Source organism: Streptomyces sp. NPDC058678 (assembly GCF_042714835.1).
In the GTDB taxonomy this organism is placed as follows: domain Bacteria; phylum Actinomycetota; class Actinomycetes; order Streptomycetales; family Streptomycetaceae; genus Streptomyces.
In genome coordinates, this window is record NZ_JBHXSG010000043.1 from 1 (window position 1) to 20,378 (window position 20,378).

The 20,378-nt window shown below is 72.0% G+C and carries 18 protein-coding genes, 1 tRNA gene and 1 pseudogene; 10 read left to right on the plus strand and 10 right to left on the minus strand.

Features of this window, described 5'->3' with window-relative positions; genetic code table 11:
• From ACFWWR_RS31955 to ACFWWR_RS31970, 4 genes and pseudogenes are all read right to left on the minus strand, one after another.
• Positions 1-249, minus strand: a pseudogene (locus tag ACFWWR_RS31955) (sugar ABC transporter permease); the annotation flags it as partial.
• The gene (locus tag ACFWWR_RS31960; RefSeq protein WP_383859144.1) at positions 246-1,559 is read right to left on the minus strand and encodes an ABC transporter substrate-binding protein; all 1,314 of its coding nucleotides are present in this window, start codon (positions 1,557-1,559) and stop codon (positions 246-248) included. The pseudogene ACFWWR_RS31955 and the gene ACFWWR_RS31960, both read right to left, overlap by 4 nt.
• A gap of 202 nt (positions 1,560-1,761) precedes the next feature.
• On the minus strand, positions 1,762-3,174 hold the full coding sequence (locus tag ACFWWR_RS31965; RefSeq protein ID WP_383859146.1) for a sensor histidine kinase: 1,413 nt from the start codon (positions 3,172-3,174) through the stop codon (positions 1,762-1,764).
• A complete protein-coding gene (locus ACFWWR_RS31970) occupies positions 3,171-3,875 on the minus strand; it encodes a response regulator transcription factor (protein ID WP_383859149.1) in 705 nt (234 codons plus the stop codon). Before ACFWWR_RS31970 ends, ACFWWR_RS31965 begins: the two co-directional genes overlap by 4 nt.
• 122 nt (positions 3,876-3,997) lie before the next feature.
• Here ACFWWR_RS31970 and ACFWWR_RS31975 point away from each other — a divergent pair, with 122 nt between their 5' ends.
• Entirely contained in the window at positions 3,998-4,513 is a 516-nt protein-coding gene (locus tag ACFWWR_RS31975; RefSeq protein WP_383859152.1) for a hypothetical protein, read from the plus strand.
• Between the two features lie 6 nt (positions 4,514-4,519).
• Here the strand turns inward: ACFWWR_RS31975 and ACFWWR_RS31980 are convergent, their stop codons facing one another.
• Both ACFWWR_RS31980 and ACFWWR_RS31985 read right to left on the minus strand, forming a co-directional pair.
• Positions 4,520-5,380, minus strand: coding sequence for a spermidine synthase (locus ACFWWR_RS31980; RefSeq protein ID WP_384306866.1), 861 nt, complete (start codon positions 5,378-5,380; stop codon positions 4,520-4,522).
• A 53-nt stretch (positions 5,381-5,433) separates the two neighbouring features.
• Entirely contained in the window at positions 5,434-5,865 is a 432-nt protein-coding gene (locus ACFWWR_RS31985; protein ID WP_383859158.1) for a hypothetical protein, read from the minus strand.
• Between the two features lie 279 nt (positions 5,866-6,144).
• Here ACFWWR_RS31985 and ACFWWR_RS31990 point away from each other — a divergent pair, with 279 nt between their 5' ends.
• The gene (locus ACFWWR_RS31990; RefSeq protein ID WP_384306869.1) at positions 6,145-7,587 is read left to right on the plus strand and encodes a hypothetical protein; all 1,443 of its coding nucleotides are present in this window, start codon (positions 6,145-6,147) and stop codon (positions 7,585-7,587) included.
• On the opposite strand, the gene ACFWWR_RS31995 is transcribed toward ACFWWR_RS31990, so the two are convergent.
• Complete coding sequence (locus tag ACFWWR_RS31995) at positions 7,584-8,159, minus strand: IS630 family transposase (RefSeq protein WP_384306871.1); 576 nt, start codon at positions 8,157-8,159, stop codon at positions 7,584-7,586. The two genes, ACFWWR_RS31990 and ACFWWR_RS31995, sit on opposite strands and share 4 nt — an antisense overlap.
• Positions 8,160-8,374: 215 nt before the next feature.
• On the minus strand, positions 8,375-8,971 hold the full coding sequence (locus tag ACFWWR_RS32000; protein ID WP_383859166.1) for a histidine phosphatase family protein: 597 nt from the start codon (positions 8,969-8,971) through the stop codon (positions 8,375-8,377).
• Positions 8,972-9,165: 194 nt separating this feature from the next.
• Between ACFWWR_RS32000 and ACFWWR_RS32005 the strand changes: the two genes are divergently transcribed.
• The 7 genes from ACFWWR_RS32005 to ACFWWR_RS32035 all read left to right on the plus strand — a co-directional run bounded on the left by ACFWWR_RS32005 (position 9,166) and on the right by ACFWWR_RS32035 (position 15,432).
• A complete protein-coding gene (locus ACFWWR_RS32005; RefSeq protein ID WP_383859170.1) occupies positions 9,166-10,119 on the plus strand; it encodes a phosphatase PAP2 family protein in 954 nt (317 codons plus the stop codon).
• A complete protein-coding gene (locus ACFWWR_RS32010) occupies positions 10,070-11,197 on the plus strand; it encodes a hypothetical protein (protein WP_384306874.1) in 1,128 nt (375 codons plus the stop codon). Before ACFWWR_RS32005 ends, ACFWWR_RS32010 begins: the two co-directional genes overlap by 50 nt.
• The gene (locus tag ACFWWR_RS32015; RefSeq protein ID WP_384306877.1) at positions 11,188-12,777 is read left to right on the plus strand and encodes a hypothetical protein; all 1,590 of its coding nucleotides are present in this window, start codon (positions 11,188-11,190) and stop codon (positions 12,775-12,777) included. The genes ACFWWR_RS32010 and ACFWWR_RS32015 overlap by 10 nt, the downstream gene beginning before the upstream one ends.
• Positions 12,774-14,105, plus strand: coding sequence for an AAA domain-containing protein (locus ACFWWR_RS32020; RefSeq protein WP_383859178.1), 1,332 nt, complete (start codon positions 12,774-12,776; stop codon positions 14,103-14,105). Before ACFWWR_RS32015 ends, ACFWWR_RS32020 begins: the two co-directional genes overlap by 4 nt.
• 156 nt (positions 14,106-14,261) lie before the next feature.
• Positions 14,262-14,627, plus strand: a complete 366-nt coding sequence (locus ACFWWR_RS32025) for a hypothetical protein (RefSeq protein ID WP_383859181.1) — start codon at positions 14,262-14,264, stop codon at positions 14,625-14,627.
• A 144-nt stretch (positions 14,628-14,771) separates the two neighbouring features.
• Positions 14,772-15,368 carry a bifunctional DNA primase/polymerase gene (locus tag ACFWWR_RS32030; RefSeq protein WP_383859183.1) on the plus strand — a complete coding sequence of 199 codons (597 nt, stop codon included), beginning with the start codon at positions 14,772-14,774 and terminating at the stop codon, positions 15,366-15,368.
• Positions 15,359-15,432: transfer RNA gene (locus ACFWWR_RS32035), tRNA-Lys, on the plus strand. Before ACFWWR_RS32030 ends, ACFWWR_RS32035 begins: the two co-directional genes overlap by 10 nt.
• Positions 15,433-15,485: 53 nt before the next feature.
• Here the strand turns inward: ACFWWR_RS32035 and ACFWWR_RS32040 are convergent.
• Positions 15,486-16,748, minus strand: a complete 1,263-nt coding sequence (locus tag ACFWWR_RS32040) for a M6 family metalloprotease domain-containing protein (RefSeq protein ID WP_383859186.1) — start codon at positions 16,746-16,748, stop codon at positions 15,486-15,488.
• 312 nt (positions 16,749-17,060) lie between these two features.
• Here ACFWWR_RS32040 and ACFWWR_RS32045 point away from each other — a divergent pair, with 312 nt between their 5' ends.
• Entirely contained in the window at positions 17,061-19,055 is a 1,995-nt protein-coding gene (locus ACFWWR_RS32045) for a putative bifunctional diguanylate cyclase/phosphodiesterase (RefSeq protein WP_384306880.1), read from the plus strand.
• Positions 19,056-19,070: 15 nt separating this feature from the next.
• On the opposite strand, the gene ACFWWR_RS32050 is transcribed toward ACFWWR_RS32045, so the two are convergent.
• Complete coding sequence (locus ACFWWR_RS32050; RefSeq protein WP_384306883.1) at positions 19,071-20,165, minus strand: LLM class flavin-dependent oxidoreductase; 1,095 nt, start codon at positions 20,163-20,165, stop codon at positions 19,071-19,073.
• Between the last annotated feature and the right edge of the window lie 213 nt (positions 20,166-20,378).

Genomic DNA, 20,378 nt, shown 5'->3' on the forward strand with positions numbered 1-20,378 from the left:
CCACTTGATCGAGTCGAACCCGATGCCGTCCCAGGTGGTGAAGGCCAGCGCGATCGAGGCGAAGGCCGTCACCCACACGAGGGCGATGTGCAGGAGCGTCGGCAAACCCGCCATCAGCGCCAGGGTGAACCGGTCGCGGCGGGTGAGCAGGCGGCGGTGCCCGTGGGGCACCTTCTTCTTGGCGGGGGCAGCACCCGCAGGCGGCACGGCGGCCGCCTCCGGGATGTCCTTTGTGGTTTCGGTTGTCATGACGAGGCGAAGATCGTCTTCTTCTGGCGCTCGATCGAGGACAGCAGACTGTCGACGCCCTTGGGGTCACGGACGAACTTCTGCAGCGCGGGCTGCATCACCGTCGAGGTGAAGTCCGGGCGGCTGTCGCGGTCCATGAACTGGGTGAGGCTCTTGGCCCCGGCGATCATGTCGTACGCCTTCTTCTGAAGGGGGGTGTACGCGGAGGTGTCGGCCTTGGTGGAGGCGGCGACGACGCTCGGGTCGGCCTTGAGGTAGGCCTCCTCGGCCTCCGGGGTGCCCAGGAACTCCATGAGCTTGACGCCCTCGGCCTTGTTCTTCGGGCTCTTGCTCATCATGAAGCCGTCGGTCGGCGCCTCGACGGTGTCCTGACCGTACGCCGGGTCGATCTCCGGGAAGGCGAAGAAGTCGAGGTCCTCGAGGTCGGCCGGGTTGGTGAACTGCTGGCCCACGAAGGTGCCCAGCAGGTACATGCCGGCCTTCTTCGACACCAGGGTCTGGGCGGCGTCCTGCCAGGTGCGGCCGACGGCGCCGTCCTGGTGGTACGGGAGGATCTCGGCCCACAGGTCGAAGACGGACTTCACCTTGGCGTCGGTCCAGGAGGCCTTGCCCGCCATCAGGTCGACGTGGAAGTCGTAGCCGTTCTTGCGGAAGTTGATCTGGTCGAAGGTGCCGAGCGCGGGCCAGGCGTCCTTGTCGCCGAAGGCGATCGGGACCAGCTTGTCCTTCTGCATCTGCTTGCACAGCGCGACGAAGTCGTCCCACGTGGTGGGGACCTCGTAGCCGTACTGCTTGAAGACGCTCTTCCGGTAGAACAGCGCCCAGGGGTACGTGTACAGCGGCACGAAGTAGTACTTGCCGTCCTCGCCCTTGCTGAGCTTCTGCATCGCCTCGGGGAAGTTGCCCGCGATCGTCTTCCACACGTCGTCGATCGGGGTGGCCAGACCCTTGGCCGCGAAGAACTGCATCCGGTAGCCGGCGAACCAGGTGAACACGTCGTCCGGCGTGCCCTGCAGGTAGGAGTTGATCTGCTCCTGGAAGGTGTTCGAGTCCTTGGTGTTCACGTCGACCGTGATGCCGGTCTTCTTCTTGTACGCCGCGTAGACGTCGGCGAACGCCTTCTTCGGCACCGCGTCGGACGCCTTGGACCCGAGGGTGACCGTCTTCGGGTCGGAGGACGTGCCGCTGCCGCCGCAGGCGCTCAGCAAGGGTATCCCGGCGCCGAGCAGGGCCGCACCGCCGACGCCGCGCAGCAGGGTGCGGCGGCTGGGAGAGGGGAGGGAGAGACCGGAGGGAGAGAGGTCGGGCATGAACGGCTCCTGACGGGAGGGTCGGTCATGGTCGGGCGAGATCCGATCGCAATCGACCAGAAATCAACTTGACCAAACACGTTTGCGCAATGACAGCCGTATGTCAGGTCATACGTCAATAGCTTTCGGGCCGTTTTGTCGAAACGTAATCGACACGAGCCCTTCCGCCCGGATGGGAACGTTCACGGAGGGGAGGGGACGCTCAAGGAAGGGGTCGGGACCGGTTGCTGAAGGTGGAAACCAGTCGGCCGGGCCGCCTCCGTCGTACGGAGCCTCGGTGTCCCCGCGTCGGCGGTGGCCGCTCGCGACCGTCCAGCTGAATCCAGATCCGCACCTCGGTCCCGCCGAGCACCGACGCCCCGAGGCGCACGTCCCCGCCCGTCTCCTCCGCGAGCCGCCGCACGATGTCGAGTCCCAGCCCGGTCGACCCGGCGCTTCCCGAACCCCGGCCGCGCGCCATCGCCGCCTCGGGGTCGGCTATGCCCGGCCCCGCGTCGGACACCAGCACGATCACCGCGTCCTCGCCGTTGTGCAGGTCCACCGCGAAGGCGGTGCCCACCGGGGTGTGCCGGAAGACGTTGCCCAGCAGGGCGTCCAGGGCGGCGACCAGGTCCGCGCGGGCCACGGGTATCCGCACCGGCCGGTCGGCCCCGGCCACCCGCCACTTGCGGCCCTCGTCCTCCGCGAGCGCCGACCAGAACGCCATCCGCTCCCGCACCACCTCCGCCGCGTCGCACCCGGCGCCCGGTCCGGCCGCCGCGGTCTGTGGCTTGGCGTCCCGGGCGGTACGGATGATCGTGTCGACCTCGCTCTCCAGCTGCGCGACCGCGGCCCGGGTCTGCTCGGCGGCCGACCCGTCCCCCAGCGAGGCCGCGTTCAGCCGCAGCACGGTCAGCGGTGTGCGCAGCCGGTGGGACAGGTCGGCCGCCAGCTCCCGTTCGTTCGCCAGGAGCTGTACGACCTGGTCGGCCATGGAGTTGAACGCGACCGCCGCCAGCCGCAGTTCGGTCGGCCCCTCCTCCGGCACCCTCGCACCCAGCTTCCCCTCCCCCAGTTCGTGCGCGCCCTCGACCAGGCGCTGCGCGGGCCGCACCATCCGCACGCCCAGCCGGTCGGCGACGGCGACCGAGCCGACGACGAGCGCGGCACCGACCCCGGCGAGCACCGCCCAGGCGGTGGCCACGCCGTTGCTGACCTCGGACTCCGGGACGTACACCTCGACGACCGCGATCTCGCCGGAGCTCAGCGCGACCGGCTGGAGCAGCGCGGAGCCGCCGGACACCTCGCTGGTGGAGGCGCGGCCGAGCTTGCGCACGGTCGCGATGTCCCCGTCGGCGGCGCGTCGGCGCCCGAGGTCCATGGCCGCGGCGCCGTCGGACGCCGGTATGTGCACCGTCAGGTCCGCGTCGGAGCCGGCCGAGGCGACGACCCGCTCCAGCTGGTCACGGTCGGTGGTGATGGACAGGGCGGGGGCGACGGCCGCGGCCTGCCGTTCGGCGTTGGAGAAGGCGCGGTCCCGGGCCATCTCCTTGATGACGAGACCGAGGGGGATCGCGAAGGCGACCACGACCATGGTGGTGACCGCCAGCGAGACCTTGACCAGTGCCCACCTCATCGCACGGGCTCCGCTCCCGGTGGCTCGAGCTTCACCCCGACGCCCCGCAGCGTGTGCAGATAGCGCGGGCTCGCCGCCGTCTCGCCCAGCTTGCGCCGCAGCCACGACAGGTGGACGTCGATGGTCTGGTCGTCGCCGTAGGACTGCTGCCAGACCTCGGCGAGCAGTTCCCTGCGGGGGACGACGACACCGGGCCGTCCGGCCAGGAAGGCGAGCAGGTCGAACTCGCGCCGGGTGAGGTCCAGTCGTACGCCGTCCAACTCGGCCTGCCGGCGCAAGGGGTCGACGGTCAGGCCGCCGACGCGCAGCACGCTCTCCGGCGGGGCCTCCCCTACGGCACTGCGGGATCGCCGTAGGACGGCGGCCATCCGTGCCGACAGGTGCTCGACCGAGAACGGCTTGGTCAGGTAGTCGTCCGCCCCCGCGTTCAACAGCCGGACGATCTCCGTCTCGTCGTCCCGGGCGGTGGCGATGATCACAGGCACATCGGTGATGCCGCGCAGCATCTTCAGGGCCTCGGAGCCGTCCAGATCGGGCAGACCGAGGTCCAGGATCACCACGTCGAAACGGAAGTGGGCGACCTCGCGCAGCGCCTCCAGTGCGGTACCCACGCTGCGCACCGTGTGGGCGGCGTCGGTGAGATGCCGGATGAGCGCCGAGCGTACGAACTGGTCGTCCTCGACCACGAGCACACTTGCCATGCGCCGCACCGTACGCCATGCCGCACCGGCCCATCCGGTGCCTGTGGACAACTTCTCGCCGGTGGAAAACGGGGCGGGGAGCGGGCGACACCGGTGGGACGCGTGGGGCAGTATGGCCCGCGATGCGCAGAGGACTCATGCACGTACTGGCTTGGACGCTCGCCACGGGCGCGGCGGCCACGCTGTCGTGGTGGGGCGTCCACACGGTGATGGCGGGCACGGCGTACGACCCGCCGCGCGCCCTGCCCGTCACGGCGGCCGACGCGACCACGCAGGAGTCGAAACCCCTGGCGTCGTCGACGGACCGGCCGACACCGACCCGGTCGGAGACCCCCTCCCGCAAGCCGTCCCCGACCCCCGCGCGGACCCCCTCAAGGACGCCGACGAACAACCCCAGCCCGTCCCCCACCGCGTCCGGGCAGGTCAAGAGCTACGACACCGACGGCGGCCGGGCGGTGTTCGACCTCGGCAGGACCTCCGCGACGCTGGTGTCGGCGACTCCCGGCACCGGCTGGTCGATGCAGGTGTGGAAGACGGAGTCGTGGATCCGGGTGGAGTTCTCCTCGGGCACGGACCGGGTGTCGGTGTTCTGCACCTGGCACGACGGACCGCCGCGGGTGGAGATCGGGACCTACTGAGTCACCTCACCGGAACACCGACGCGGGCGGCGCCGGAGAGGCCACGGCGGCCGCGTCGGTCACCGGTACGGCCCCGCCCGTGAAGTCGGTCAGCGACCTGCCGTGTTCGACGCGGCCCGGGTGCGGGTCGGAGGCCGCGCGACGGGTGAGTTCGGTGACGGGAAGCGGGTGGTCCCCTGCCACGAGGACCGCGTTGCCGAAGCGCTTGCCGCGCAGGACGGTCGGGTCGGCGACCAGGGCGAGTTCCGGGAAGCGGGCCGCCGCGGTGGCGATCTGGCCGCGCAGGTGGGTCAGCGGCGGCCCGTCGGCGAGGTTGGCGGCGTAGCAGCCGCCCGGCTTCAGCGCCCGGCGGACCTCGTCGAGGAACTCGGTGGAGGTGAGGTGGGCCGGGGTGCGGGCCCCGCTGAACACGTCGGCGATGACGAGGTCGGCCCAGCCGTCGGGCACCTTGGCGAGTCCTTCGCGGGCGTCGAGGGAACGCACCCGGATCCGGGCCCCCGAGTCCAACGGGAGTTCCCGGCGGACCAGTTGGACCAGGGCCGCGTCGCGCTCGACGACCTGCTGGGTGGAGCGGGGGCGGGTGGCGGCGACGTAGCGGGCGAGGGTGAACGCGCCGCCGCCGAGGTGCACGGCATGCACGGGCTTGCCGGGCGGGGCGGCCAGGTCGATGACGTGCCCGAGCCGCCGCTGGTACTCGAAGGACAGGTACGCGGGATCGTCGAGATCGACGTGCGACTGCGGCGCCCCGTCGACGAGCAGCGTCCAGGCCCGCGCCCGGTCCCGATCGGGTATGAGCTCGGCGAGCCCACCGTCGACGGCCTCGACGACGGCGGCGCTTTCCCGACGGGCGTTCCTGGACTTTCCCATTGCGCCATTATCAGGCGCCGCGGGACGCTCGGCTCAGCGAGCCCGGGCCGGCGTCACCGGCAGTTGTCCGCCGCCTCGATCAACCGGGCCGCCTCTCCCAGCGCGGCTCTCAGCACCGCGGGATCCGTCGCGAGGTCCGCCTCCCCCGGTGGCAGCAGCCAGTCCGAGCCCTCCACCGGCGGCTCGGGGCTCAGCCGCAGCCCCCGCCCGTCCGTCTCCGTACAGGTACTGCCCGGCACGTCCCACCCGGCCGCGGTCCCCGGCGGCACCACGAACCCCAGCGTGCCGCAGTCGTCGTCGTGCAGGACGGGCCCGACCGCCTCGTCGCCCGCCCCGCGCCTGAGGATGTCGACCGCCTCGAGCCCGTGCCGCGTCGGCACGGTGACGACATCGCACGCGACGTCCGGACACGCGGTCGGCGCACTGAACGAGTGGGACGCACAAGGATCGGCGCTGTGTCTGGTCTCCATGCCGGCCTCCACCACGGAACCCTTCCGACGAACGGCTCGGGAGTCGGGCGGCTCCCGGTCCGCAGGGTTCAACGCGCCCAGGTGTCAACGGCTACGGCGGAAGTTGGCCGCAAAGGATGGCAGTTCATGGCAGATCCCGGATGAGATATCCGGTTTGTAGCCAAACACCGCGTGGCGGGTCCGACACAGCGGGTACGTTCTTGCCCGCCGGAAACGGGGTGTCACACGGACAACTCATCCTGAATCCACTTCGGTTCCGGCATGGTTCGACGGTTCGCACGAGAGGACCCGGCCATGGCGTCGTCAATGGTGACCCCGTCCCCGTCCCCCCGACCACCGCAGCCGAACCTCGCGTTCCGGCAGTTGCGCGGACAGCGCTCGCCGGCCGAGTTCGCCTCGGCGGTACGGCGGGCCGCCCGCGAGATCGGCGAGCGGGTCAGCTGCGACGCACGCTATGTCGGCCGGGTCGAGGCGGGTGAGATCCGCTGTCCCAACTACGCGTACGAACGGGTGTTCCTGCACATGTTCCCCGGCCGCACGCTCACCGACCTCGGGTTCGCGTCCCGCTCGTCCGTACGCGGACGCCGGGCGCGCGAACCCGAGGACGCGCCCCCGTCTCTCGCGACGACCCCGGTGCACATCGCCGGTGAGACGGCGGAGGAGTACGAGCCGTATGAAACGCAGGACCAGTACGAGACGCACGACAACGACGAGGAGAGCGACGTGCTGCGTCGCGCATTCATGACCAGCGGGGGCACCACGATGGCAGTCGCGTCGCTGGGCCCCTTCACACTCGCCTTCGACACCTCGGCCGCGGAACGGCCCGTCCGGCGGGTCGGAACGAGCGAGGCGGGAGCCCTCGAAGAGGCCGTCCGCAGGATCCGGCTGCTCGACGACCGGCACGGCGCGGACGGCCTCTACCGTCGCGCCGCCGCCCCGCTGCGCGCCGCCTACGCCCTGCTCGACGCCGACACGACCCGGCAGACGACCGCCGAACGGCTCCACTCCGGCGCCGGTGAACTGGCCATCTCGGTCGGCTGGCTGGCCCACGACTCGGGCCGCTTCGACGACGCCCGCTCGCACTACGCGGAGGCGCTCGCGACCGCCCGGATGACCGGGGATCCGGGCCTCGAGGCGCACGCCTTCTGCAACACGGCGTTCCTCGCGCGTGACGCGGGCCGGCCGCGCGAGGCGGTGCGCGCCGCTCAGGCCGCGCAGCGCGTCGGGCGCCCGCTGGGTTCCGCCCGCCTGATGTCGCTGCTCGCGCTGCGCGAGGCGGGCGGCTGGGCCGGGCTCGCCGACCGCACCGGCTGCGAACAGGCGCTCGCCCGCGCGCAGGTCCTCTTCGAGCGAGGCCACTCGGACGCCGACCCCGAGTGGATGAGCTTCTACGGAGAGGCCGAGCTGGAAGGGCTGGAGGCGCAGTGCTGGTCGACACTCGGCGACTGGCGGCGCGCGGCCCGGCACGCACGCCGTGCGGCGCAGCTCCAGGACCCGCACTTCACCCGGAACATCGCCCTCTACACGGCGGAACTGGCCGACGACCTCGCGCGCGGGGGATGTCCCGACGAGGCCGCGGCGGCCGGGATGCGGGTGCTGGACCTGCTGGGCGAGGTCCAGTCGTCCAGAATCCAGACGATGCTCGCGGGCACGGCGAGAGTACTGCTGCCGCACCGGCGGGCGTCGGGGGTGTCGACGTTCCTGGAACGCCACGCGAGCCTGCCGCGCACGGCCTAGTGAGCCGGTCCGGAGATGTGTGAGCAGTAGCGGCAGATCCGGTCGAGGATCTGGTCGGCGGTCTTGGTCCATTTGAAGGGCCTGGCCTGGTCGTTCCAGACCTTGATCCAGTCCTCGAGTGCGGCCTTGAGGTCGTCGAGGGAGCAGAACACCCCGCGTTCGAGCCAGCGTCGTTCCAGCTCGGCGAACCATCGCTCGACCTGGTTGATCCACGACGAGTAGGTGGGGGTGAAGTGGAGGTGGAAGCGGGGGTGCGCGAGCAGCCACTTGTGCACCACCGGTGCCTTGTGGGCGGAGAGGTTGTCGCAGATCACGTGGACTGCCAGGCCGGGCTCGGTCTGGCAGTCGATGTCATCGAGGAAGTCACGGAAGTCCACGGCCCGGTGCTGCGCGGACAGCTTCGAGATCACCTTGCCCGTCGCGGTGTTCAGGGCGGCGAACAGATCGACGGTGCCGTGCCGGACGTAGTCGAAACTGCGCCGCTCGGGCACTCCAGGCAGCATTGGCAGGACCGGTGCGGACCGTTCCAGGGCCTGCATCTGCGGCTTCTGCGCAAGCCTGCTGTCGCCCATTCCCACAGCAGACCGCAAACGACCTGGCCCGTCACCGCCCAAGCCACGATCGGAAACAGAACACGACTCAAGTGGCGACGGGAGAACTCAAAACCGGCTCACTAGCCGTGGGCCGTCGTGCCGCCGGGGCGCGGCTCCCGGCCCGCAGAGGCGCGGCACCCGGCCGGCGCGGGCGGGAGGCACCCCACCCGCCGGCACCAGCACCGTGTGCGGCGCTACGCCGTGAGGTGCCCCACATCGTTCCAGCTCTCGATCGCCGGTTCCCCGTAGGCCCAGCCGAGGACGGACAAGGACGTCGGGTTGAGCCTGATCCGCGCCGCGAAGTCGATCGGCAGTCCCAGCCACCTCGCACCGATGGACCGGAGTATGTGCCCGTGCGCGAAGACCAGCACGTCCCGGTCCTCCGCACGCGCCCACGCCACCACCTCGTCCGCCCGGGCCGTCACCCCGGCGAGCGACTCGCCTCCCGGCACGCCGTCGCGCCAGATGAGCCAGCCGGGCCGGATGTCCTGGATCTCCTGCGGGGTCATGCCCTCGTAGGAGCCGTAGTCCCATTCCATGAGCGTGTCCCAGGTGCTCGCGCGCTCGCCGAAGCCGGCGAGTTCGCACGTCTCACGCGCGCGTGCCAGCGGGCTGGTGCGCACCTCCACCCCGGCCAGGCCGTCGCACGGCGCCCGGTGCAGGCGCTCGCCGAGCAGTTTGGCCCCGCGTCGGCCCTCCTCCAGAAGCGGTACGTCGGTCCTGCCGGTGTGCTTGCCGGACAGCGACCACTCCGTCTGTCCGTGCCGGGCCAGCAGGATGCGCGGTGCCATGGAGAGACCCTTCCGGGAGAAATGGGAGGCGGGGCCCCTCCATCATCGCGCACCCTGTTCGGGGGCAACCCGCCGGGCGATCTCTGCGTCTTGAGGGCCGGGGGCGTGCCACGAGGGCGCGCACACGCGCCGTAAAGTGGCACGACCGGAGACAGACCACCGGACGCGCGCGAGACGAAGGGGGAGGCGATCGGATGCCGCAGACCGAGACACCGGGCATCGAGGCGGCCCCGCCCATCCGGTTGCGCTGGTGGACCGAGCTGCCGCTGATCCTGCTGGTGTACGCCTGCTACTCCGCCGGCCGGCTCCTCGCCCGGGGCGACGTCACGAGTGCCGTCGACCACGGTCTGGCGATCCTGCGCGTCGAGAAGGTCCTGCACATCAACGCGGAACACCCGCTCAACCGGCTCTTCACGAGCGAGGCGTGGATCGGGGTCCCGGCCGACTTCTGGTACGCGTCGCTGCACTATCTGGTCACGCCCGCGATCCTGGTCTGGCTGTTCCGGTCCCGTGCCGTGCACTACCGGCTGGCCCGCACCTGGCTGATGGCGTCCACCTTCATCGGCCTGATCGGCTTCACCCTGCTGCCGACCTGCCCGCCCCGGCTCCTCTCGTCGGGCCACGGCTTCGTCGACACGATGGCCCAGTACAGCTCGTACGGCTGGTGGGGCGGCGAGGCGAGCGCCCCGCGGGGCATGGGCGGAATGACCAACCAGTACGCGGCCATGCCGAGCCTGCACGTGGGCTGGGCGCTGTGGTGCGGTGTGATGCTGTGGAAGTACGGCGGGACGCGTACCGCGAAGGTCGCCGGTGTGGTCTATCCGCTGGTGACCACGATCGTGGTGATGGGCACCGCGAACCACTACTTCCTCGACGCGGTCGCGGGGGCCGCGGTGATGGGGGCCGGGCTGCTGCTCGCGCCGGTCGTCAGGCGGTACGCGGAGCGGGTCATGGCGCCGATGCGGGTCCGGTTCGCGGGTGTCGCGGCGGCCACTCCCGGCGCACCTGCCTCAATTGTCAGTGACGGATGCCAGACTTCCGCGGGTGAGCACATTCCACGGCAGCGCGAGTCACAGTTCGCAGGCGGAGCCGAGCCGAGTGCCTCTCCCACGGACGCGGGAGACGGGGCTCCGGCAGCGGCTCGCTGAGCTGCGCGGTCCCGAGGTACCGGCCAAGGCACTGGACGCGCGCGCCCTGGCCGCCCTGGCCGCCAACCCGGGCTGCAAGCGGCGGGCGATCCTCGACGGCGCCGGGGTGGACAAGGCGGCGCTGGCGGACGCGCTGGGCTCGCCCTCCGCCTTCGGCCAGTCGCAGTTCGCCCTGACCCGGGGCAATGCGTTCGAGGCCCGGGTCAAGGCGGACGGCGGCGCGGAGCTGCTGCGGCTGGTGCACGAGAAGCTGGACGGCAAGGCCGAGCCGCCGTCGGACGCCGAGGTGCCCGACCTCACCGCGATCGGCCCCGAGGGCCGCACGGCGCGTACGGCCCTCGCCCTGCGCGACGCCACAGCGACCGACGGCTGGACACTCCTCGACCACCCGATGCTGGCGCTCGACGTCGCGGGTTCGCCCGCCTTCCTGGAGCCGGACGCGGTGGTCGTGCACCCGGACGGCAGCTGGACGGTCGTGGAGATCAAGTCCTTCCCGATGCTGGACGGTTCGGCGGACCCGGCGAAGGTGGGCGCCGCCGCCCGCCAGGCCGCGGTGTACGTGCTGGCGCTGGAGGACGTGGCCGCCCGCCTGACCCCACCCCCGCGCGTGCGTCACCGCGTCCTGCTGGTCTGCCCGAAGGACTTCTCCAACCTCGCCACCGCGTCCGCCGTGGACATCCGCAAGCAGCGCGCGGTGACCTCCCGCCAGCTGGCCCGCCTCACCCGCGTCCAGGACATCGCCGACGCCCTGCCCGAGGGCACCTGCTTCTCCCCCGAGCTGCCCGCCGACGAGCTGACGACCGCGGTCGAGACGGTCCCTGCGACGTACGCACCCGAGTGCCTGTCCGCGTGCGAGCTGGCCTTCCACTGCCGGGACCGCTCCCGCGCGGACGGCGCGGTGACGTCGCTCGGCCGCGCGGTGCGTGCCGAACTCGGCGGTCTGACGACGGTCGAGGACGTCCTGGCGGCGGCCCGCGGGGAGGCCGGGGATCCGGACGATCCGGCGGTGGCGGCGCTCAGGAGGGCGGCCGAGCTGAGGGCACAGGCCCTCGGTCAGGGAGTGGCCGCATGTCACTGATCTCCACCCTCGCCCGCCTCGAAGCCGTCAGCACGGGCCGCGCCCAGCCCGTCGCCACCGTCCGGCACCGGCGTCTTTCCGAGCACCCCCTCGTCTTCGTGCCGCTCACCACCGCCGGTGAGGCCGGTGCCCCGCTCGGCGCGCTGGTGGGCACCGACCGGGACGCCCCGCACCTGCTGGTCGTACCGCAGCCGCGCGACCGTGACCTCAGGTTCGCGTTCCTGACGGAGCTCGCGGACGTCGTCCTGCCCCACCTCGACACGTATGCCGGGTCCGTCGAGGCCGCCGAGCGCACCGAGGCCGATCCGGAGACCGGCAAGCGGGTCAAGGTCGAGGTCGAGCTGTGCACGGACGCCCCGCAGCTGATCGTGCCGAGCCGCGCGGGCATCGAGTTCGTACGGCTCCTCGGCCGCTCGATGCGTTTCCGGCGTACGGCGGAACAGGACCCGGAGACCCCGTACCCCGCGCCGCCCCGGCTGCCGTTGCTCGGCCGCTGGCTGACCCACTTCGCGGAGCGCGCCCGCGTGCCCGGCTCCTCCCTGCTGCTGGCCATGACCGACGTGCTGGCCCGGCACTGGGCGACCGGCCAGTCCACTCTGGAGGACCAGCACCTGGGCGCGCTGCTCTCCTGGATCGACCCGCCGGAGGGGATGTCCGGCGCCGAGGCCGCCCTCCGGGCCGAGCTGCGACGGGACGCGCGGGGCCAGTTGCTGTGGCCGCCCGCCGGCCCGGCCACCGACCCGGCGTTCGACAACAAGCTCCTGGCCCCCGCCATCGAGCGCTACGACCGCGCCCGTACCGCCCTGGCCGCCGCCGAGGACGGACTGGAGGCGGACGACCGGCTGGGGTCGCTCACTGCCGCCGAACGGGAGCTCCGCGACCTGGTGGCGAGTCGTACGCGTCCGACCTGGGACGCGGTGTGGCACGGCCTGGACCTGCTGCGGACGATGCCCGAGGGCGGTCGCGTCGAGGAGCGGTGGACCCGCGACCGCTGGTCGTTCACCGGCCACCGCGACCGCGTACTGGCCGGCGAACCCCCGCAGCCGCGCCGCGACGACGCGGTCACCGCCGCGAACAAGCTCGCCGCGCGCGAGCGCGAACAGGCCCGACTGGAGGCGCAGGAAGCCCTGGACGACCCGCTGGTCATGGCCGGACGGCGGCTGGCCGGTGAGGCGTTCGCGGGGGAGGTCACGGACGTCGTCATGGCGTACAGCGAGGGCAAGCGGCCGAGTCCGCGCCCCCTGGTGACCGTGCGGACGGAGGACCGGCCGCATCTCGGGGAGCGGGTGAAGGTGTACCGCTCGCTGGGCGGGAAGCCGCAGGCGGCCGAGTTCGTGGGCCGGGAAGCGGAAGACCTGCTCGTTCTGCGCATCGTCGACAAGATGGGCCGCGGCAAGGAGCCCGAGGCCGGTTCCGTGCCCGAGAAGGGCGACCCGGTCTGCTTCACCCTCTTCGAGCACGAGCAGCGGGGCGGGGCGAAACTGCCCGACCCGGAGAACACCCCATGGACGCACGGCGGACCACCCGGTGAGGCGACGGCACCGGCTCCCGACCCCGTGACCGAGGAGGATGTGCTGTGACCGCCTTCGATCCCGGTACCGAAGCGTCCCGCGCCACCGAGGCGATCCTCCACGACACCCTGCACGGCTCGGCGCGCGGTGTCGTCGTGGACTCCCCGCCCGGCGCCGGCAAGTCCACGCTGGTCGTCCGCGCGGCGCTGGAACTGGCCGAAGCCGGTCGCCCCCTGATGGTGGTGGCACAGACCAACGCCCAGGTCGACGACCTGGTACTGAGGCTCGCCGAGAAGAACCCCGACCTGCCGGTGGGGCGGCTGCACAGCAGCGACGCCGACCCGTACGACAAGGCGCTCGACGACCTGCCGAACGTCCGGAAGTCGGCGAAGGCGGGCGACCTCACCGGCCTGGCGGTCGTGATCTCCACGGCCGCCAAGTGGGGGCACGTCAAGGTCGACGAACCGTGGCGGCACGCCATCGTCGACGAGGCCTACCAGATGCGCTCGGACGCGCTGCTCGCCGTGGCCGGGTTGTTCGAGCGAGCCCTGTTCGTGGGCGACCCGGGCCAGCTGGACCCGTTCGCGATCGTCGGCAGCGAGCAGTGGGCGGGCCTGTCGTACGACCCCTCGGGCTCCGCCGTGACGACCCTGCTCGCGCACAACCCCCAGCTGCCGCAGCACCGCCTGCCGGTGTCCTGGCGGCTCCCGGCGTCGGCCGCGCCCCTGGTCTCCGACGCCTTCTACCCGTACACGCCCTTCCGCAGCGGCACGGGCCACGGCGACCGACGGCTCGCCTTCGCCGTCCCGGCGGACGGTTCCGGCCCCGACCGAGTGATCGACGAGGCGGCCGAGTCCGGCTGGGGCCTGTTGGAGCTGCCGGCACGGCACACCCCGCGCACGGATCCCGAGGCGGTGCGGGCCGTGGCGGCGGTCGTACGACGTCTGCTCGACCGGGGAGGTGCGGCCACCTCGGAGCGCTCCCCCGACCCCACGCCCCTGACCGCCGACCGGATCGCCGTCGGCACGGCCCACCGGGACCAGGCGGCGGCGGTCCGCGCGGCCCTGGCCGAGCTGGGCGTCACGGACGTGACCGTCGACACGGCGAACCGCCTCCAGGGCCGCGAGTACGACGTCACGGTCGTCCTCCACCCGCTCTCCGGCCGCCCCGACGCCACCGCGTTCCACCTGGAGACGGGCCGCCTGTGCGTCCTCGCCTCCCGGCACAGACACGCGTGCGTCGTGGTGTGCCGAGCAGGCGTGACCGAGCTCCTCGACGACTACCCGTCGACGGAACCGGTCCAGCTGGGAACGCTCGTGAAGTTCCCGGACGGCTGGGAGGCGAACCACGCGGTACTGGCACACCTGGCGGAGCACAAGGTGGCCTGGCGGCCATGACCGGCACCCGGGGAACATCGAGCGGCCCGCAGACCTTGACACCGCTGGAGTGACCAGGGCTGCCGCCGGAGGCACCGGCCCTCTTGCGCGGACGCGGGACAATGGACGGTGGCCCACTCACCGACGGGTCATCCGTACGTACGAGAAGGAGAAGACATGGCGGAGCCCACGCCGCGTCGGAACGAACCGCGGCTACGCCCCGCGCCCCTGCTCTTCGAGCCCGCGCAGGTCGCCGACGACCCGGAGCGCTTCTTCGATCTGGAGTCGATGGACGACCCCCGCGCACTGCTGGCCCGTGCGACGGAGCTGACGCACGCGTTCCGCGCGGCGACCGACCGTGCCGTGGAGTTCCAGGCGATCGCGGCGGCCCAGCTGGCCGACCCGCGCCGCTTCGACCGGCTGACGCCGGCGGACATCGCCGCCCGGGCCGAGTGGACGGAGGACTACGCGAAGAAGATGGTCGAGTTCGGCCGGGATCTGCTGCGGGGCGCCGAGGGGCCGGGACACGCCGACCCGGTGTGAGGCGTGGGAACCGTGTGAGGCATGGGAACCGCATGTACTGAACGCATATGCCAGGCGGGCAAGATACCCCCTCCTCGTCCCCGCCGTCCCGGTTTCCGGCAACCCTCGGAGACCGTACGCTCACGCCCGGTAGATGTAGGTGGCATGAGCAGCCCACACGAAGAGACCGGCACCGACCGCTTCGACGTCTCGGGGGTCACCCCGGACGGAGCCGCCTGGCTCGCCTCGGCGGGAACGTATCCGCGCAGCACCCTCGCGCTCTGGGAGGAGCGGCCGGACGCCCCTGTCGTCCTGCCCTGCGGCACCGCCTTCGACGTCGTCAGCGCGCCCGCGATCTTCGGCCGCCGGATGCTCGACCGGCTGTGGGACGAGGGCCCGGGTTCGGGGCCGGTCGCGGCGTTCCGGGGCCGGATGCTGCTGTTCGCCGCGCCCGGCACGGCACAGCGGCTGCCGTCGCTGCTGCACTGGGAGGAGTTCGGGCGCACGGGCGCCATCCCACCGCTGCTGTGCCACGGCACCGGCGACGCGGTTACCGTCCCCGCACCCGTGGGCGCGGCGGACTCCGGCACCGCTTCCGGCTGCCGCTGGCTGGTCGCCCCTGACACCCGCCGACCCTGGCTGCCGGGCCCCGAGATCCTGCTCTGGGCGGCCGTCCGGGCGGCCCGCGCGGCCGTGCGGATATCGATTTTTCCTCCCGCCGAGCAGGGTGCTAAGGTCTACGACGTCAGCAGGCGCCGCTAGCTCAGTTGGTTAGAGCAGCTGACTCTTAATCAGCGGGTCCGGGGTTCGAGTCCCTGGCGGCGCACGACACGAAAAGGCCCCTCGCTCAGGCGAGGGGCCTTTCGCGTACCCGTCCGGCTAGGCGGTCGTGATCTTCACCGTCCACGCCCCCGAGACCGTCCGCCCCTCCACCTCCAGCCGTACGCCCTCGCCCGGCACCGTGAAACTCTCGCCGACGCCGACCGGAGCGTCCGCCAGGGGCGGGTAGACGGAGGCCTCCCAGCAGGCCTCGCTGTGCGGGTGGGCATCGATCACCTCCACCGGTCCGCCGCCGGACGCGGCGCCGCTGCTCACCCGGTAGACGAGGATGCCCGACCGGCAGACCTGCGAGTCGTTGCCGACCGGCCCCCGCGCCTCGAAGGCGAGCACGCTGTCGACCCCGGTACGCACGACCGCGAGCTTGGTCCCGCTGCCCAGCCCGAAGGCCGGCGCCCCGGCGGCGCCCACGGCCGGGACGCCCGGCCCCGCGCCGAGCGGCTCCAGCGTCAGCCGGGTCGGTCCGGCGCCCCGTACGCACGCCACCTGCCGGGGTTCCAGCCAGCCGAGCTTCCACTTGTGCCAGCCGAACAGGTCCGGAGCCAGCGCGAACTGGCTGCCCATCAGGTCCCAGTCGCCGACGAACGTGTCCCAGTCGCCCTTGCCGTCCACCGGACGGTGGTAGAGGTCCGGCAGGTCGAAGACGTGCCCGGTCTCGTGGGCCAGCACCAGCCGGTCCGGCGGATGCTGCTCGAACACGGTGACGACCCGCCGGATGTCGGTGCCGTCCGCCCGCAGCGGGGTGTCGAGGTTGACGACCTTCGTCGCGTCCGAGTCCACGCCGGGCGCGTCCGGATCGGCGACGAAGTAGACGATGTCGTAGCGCGAGAAGTCGACCTGCCCGTCGGCCGCGGCGAGCGCGTCGCGCAGATAGGCGGCGCGGTGGGCGGGCTTCCAGTCACGCTGTATGGCGTACGAGGTGGAGGTCCGCGGCATCCGGATCCAGTTCCGCAGGGGATGCGGGCGCAGGGTGAACCGGCCGTAGGAGGCGCGCTCGAAGAAGCGGCTGGTGGCCGGGAAGTGGTCGGCGGTCAGTTCGGCGGGGCTGGTCAGCGGGACCGAGTCCGGGAAGGACAGGAAGACCGTCACCGCGTCCAGCACACGGGCCGGGCGCGGATAGGCGGCGTTCCAGGTGTCCAGCCCCTCCGAGTGGTGCGCCTCGGTGCGCTGCAGGGTGCACGGCGACGTCGCGAACGGTTCGGCGACCGAGGGCCCGGTCACGAGGGAGGTGGCGGCGAGCGCCGACAACGTGGTGAACAAGGCCGCGGTGCTGCGCAGTCGGGGGCGCGGGAACGGACGCGGCACAGGGACCTCCGGGTGCGGTTCACGGGACACCACACCCAGACTGCTGGCGTTTGTCGTACTACGCCCCGTTTGTCTGCACCGGACGGGTGAGAAGGGCGAAGAACCGTCAGGATCGACACCACCGAATCGCTCACGGAACGTCACAACTGGTCAGGCGCCTGAAGGACCCTTCCAGACGCGCGCAGAAACGATCTGTCAGAAAGGCCTGTCGTTCCGGGACACTGGACTGTGGCTGGAAGGGCCCGGGGCCAGCCTCTATGATCGGCACACTTTCCTGGCGGACAGCGATCGAGTGCACTGCGGGAGCAAGCGGTGAGCGGAACGTCCGAAGGGCCGACGGCCGCGGCAGACCTCGACGGGTCAGCCGTAACAGAGAGTAATGTCCGCACGTCTCCCGGTTGCGAGACCCCGTCTTCCGGCATCGCGCCCCTGTCGCTCGGCACGGCGTCACTGTCGCTCGACACCGAGTCCCTGTCGCTCGGCACAGCGACACCGTCACTCGATACCGCGCCCCCGCCTCCCGATACCCGGGCTCCGTCTCCCGATACCGCGCCCCCGCCTCCCGATACCGGAGCTCCGTCTCCCGCCACCGAAGCTCCGTCCTACCGTTCGGTGTTCACCGCCGCGCCGCTCGCGATGGCCGTCGTCGACCGGGAGGGACTGGTCGTCGGGGCCAACGACATGCTCGTCACCCTGCTCGGCACCGGCTCCGAGTCACTGACCGGCCGCGTCGCCGCCGACCTCGTGGACCTGGGCTCGGACGCCCGCACCTGGCACGCGTACCGCGAGGTGCTGCGCGGCCGCCAGGCGAAGCTGCGCTGCACGCGCCGCCTCAAGCACCCCGACGGGCACTCCCTGTGGGTGCAGGTCACCGTCGCTCCCCTGGGCGGGGACGAACCCGGGGTCCTGCTGTCGGTCGCCGACATCAGCGCCCGCCGTGAACTCCAGGCGCGGCTGCGGCACTTGCAGATGCACGACCCGGTGACCCGGCTGCCCAACCGCACCCTGTTCTTCGAGCGCCTTTCGGCCGCGCTGGAGGCGGAGTCGTACGAGCAGAGCGGCACCGGCCGGATCGGGCTGTGCTACCTGGATCTGGACGGGTTCAAGGCCGTCAACGACACCCTCGGCCACCGCGTCGGCGACCGGCTGCTGGCCGCCGTCGCCGAACGCCTCACCCGCTGCGCGGACGAGGCGGGCTACGGCCGGGCGACCGCCCCGCTGGTCGCCCGGCTCGGCGGTGACGAGTTCGCCCTGCTCGTCGAGGACTCCACCGGCACCGAGCAGCTCGCCGATCTCGCCGAGGCCGTCCTGGAGGCGGTCCAGGCCCCCTTCGACCTGTCCGGTCAGCGGATGTCGGTGTCGGCCTCGATCGGTGTGGTGGAGCGACAGGCGGCGGGCACCAGCGCGACCGGTCTGATGCAGGCCGCCGACACGACGCTGTACTGGGCGAAGGCCGACGGCAAGGCCCGCTGGACCCTCTTCGACCCGGAGCGCAACGCCCACCGCATGACCCGCCAGGCCCTCGCCTCCACGCTCCGCCCGGCCATCGAGCGCGACGAGTTCGTGCTGGAGTACCAGCCGCTGGTGAGCATGGAGAACGGCCGGCTGCGGGGCGTGGAGGCCCTGGTCCGCTGGAAGCACCCGCAGTTCGGGATGCTGACGCCGAATCGGTTCATCGGACTGGCCGAGGAGGACGGCTCGATCGTGCAGCTCGGCCGCTGGGTCCTGGCCACGGCCTGCCGCCAGGCTCGGCGGTGGCAGCTGGACCACCCCGACGAGCCGCCGATCTTCGTCAGCGTGAACGTGGCGGTGCGTCAGGTCTGGGACTCGGATCTGGTCGCGGACGTGGCCCGGATCCTGGCGGAGACGGGGCTGGAGCCGCGTCTGCTGCAGCTGGAGCTGACGGAGTCGGCGGTGATGGGCTCGGCGGGACGCCCGCTGCAGGCCCTCCAGGCGCTCAGCGACATGGGTGTGGGCATCGCGATCGACGACTTCGGGACCGGCTACTCGAACCTGGCGTATCTGAGCCGGCTGCCGGTGTCGGTGCTGAAGCTGGACGGGTCGTTCGTACGGGGCTTCCAGTACGAGGGCGAGGGCGTCCCGCCCAACCCGGCCGACGAGGTCGTCGTGGAGGCGATGATCCAGCTCGCCCACCGGCTCGGCCTGACCGTCACCGCGGAGTGCGTGGAGACCTCGGCGCAGGCGTCCCGGCTGCGGCGGATCGGCTGCGACACCGGCCAGGGGTGGCTGTACTCGCGGCCGGTGCCGCCGGATCGTATCTCCGGATTGTTGGACGTACGGGTGTGACGGGCGCCGCGGGGCTCAGGTGGTGGGCAGTCCGTAGGCGTTCGCGATGAGCTCGTACGAGCGCAGGCGTACGTCCCCGCCGTGGGCGTTGCCCGTGATCATCAGCTCGTCGGCGCCGGTGCGCTTGTGGAGGTCGTCGAGGCCGGAGCGGACCTCGTCGGGGGTGCCGTGGATGACGTTGGCGTTCCAGGAGTCGGCGAAGTCGCGCTCCATCGGGCTGAACTCGTAGGCCTCGGCCTCCTCCGGGGTGGGGACCAGCCCGGGGCGGCCGGTACGCAGCCGGATCATGCTGAGCGCGGCGGCCTTCACCTGGCGGCGGGCCTCCTTCTCGTCCTTGGTGGCGAGGGCGGAGACGCCTATGAGGGCGTACGGCTCGTCGAGGGTCGCGGACGGCCGGAACGACTCCCGGTACAGGTCGAGGGCCGGGATGGTGTTCTGCGCCGAGAAGTGGTGCGCGAAGGCGAAGGGCAGGCCGAGGGACCCGGCCAGGCGGGCGCTGAAGCCGGAGGAGCCGAGCAGCCAGACCGGCGGGCGGTGTGGGGACTGGACGCCGCCGGGGGAGGTCGCCTGGATCGGGCCGGGTACCGCGTGGATACGGCGGTAGGGATGGCCGTCCGGGAAGTCGTCGTCCAGGAAGCGGACGAGCTCGGCGAGCTGCTGGGGGAAGTCGTCGGCGCCTTCATTCAGGCTGTCGGTGCGGCGGAGGGCGGCGGCGGTGGCGCCGTCGGTGCCGGGGGCTCGGCCGAGGCCGAGGTCCACGCGGCCGGGGGCCATCGCTTCGAGGGTGCCGAACTGTTCCGCGATCACCAGCGGGGCGTGGTTCGGGAGCATCACGCCGCCCGAGCCGAGGCGGATGCGGGTGGTGTGGGCGGCGAGGTGGGCGAGGATCACGGCCGGAGAGCTCGACGCGACGCCCGGCATGGAGTGGTGCTCGGCCACCCAGTAGCGGTGGTAGCCGCGGGACTCCGCGAGGCGGGCGATGGCGACGCTCGTGCGGAGGGCGTCGGTGGCGGTGCGGCCGGCGCCGACGGTGACCAGGTCCAGTACGGAGAGGGGGGTGGGGGCGGTGCCGTGCGGTGTTCCCCGGGTCTCGTCTGCCGTTGCGGTCACGGTGGGTGCCTCCTGGTTTGGGCCGTGCGCTGTCCTCCGGGGGTTAACAGGAGGCAGTCCCCGGTTATTCCCTGGTTGCCCGGCGTGGGTGCGGGCCCTCGGAACCTTTGCCCACCCACCACCCGACTCGGTGGGTCGAGAGGTGGAGTTGCGCCACCGGGGCGAGGGCCGCCTTTTGTCCGACCGAGTCGGGTGGTGGGTGGGCAAAGGACC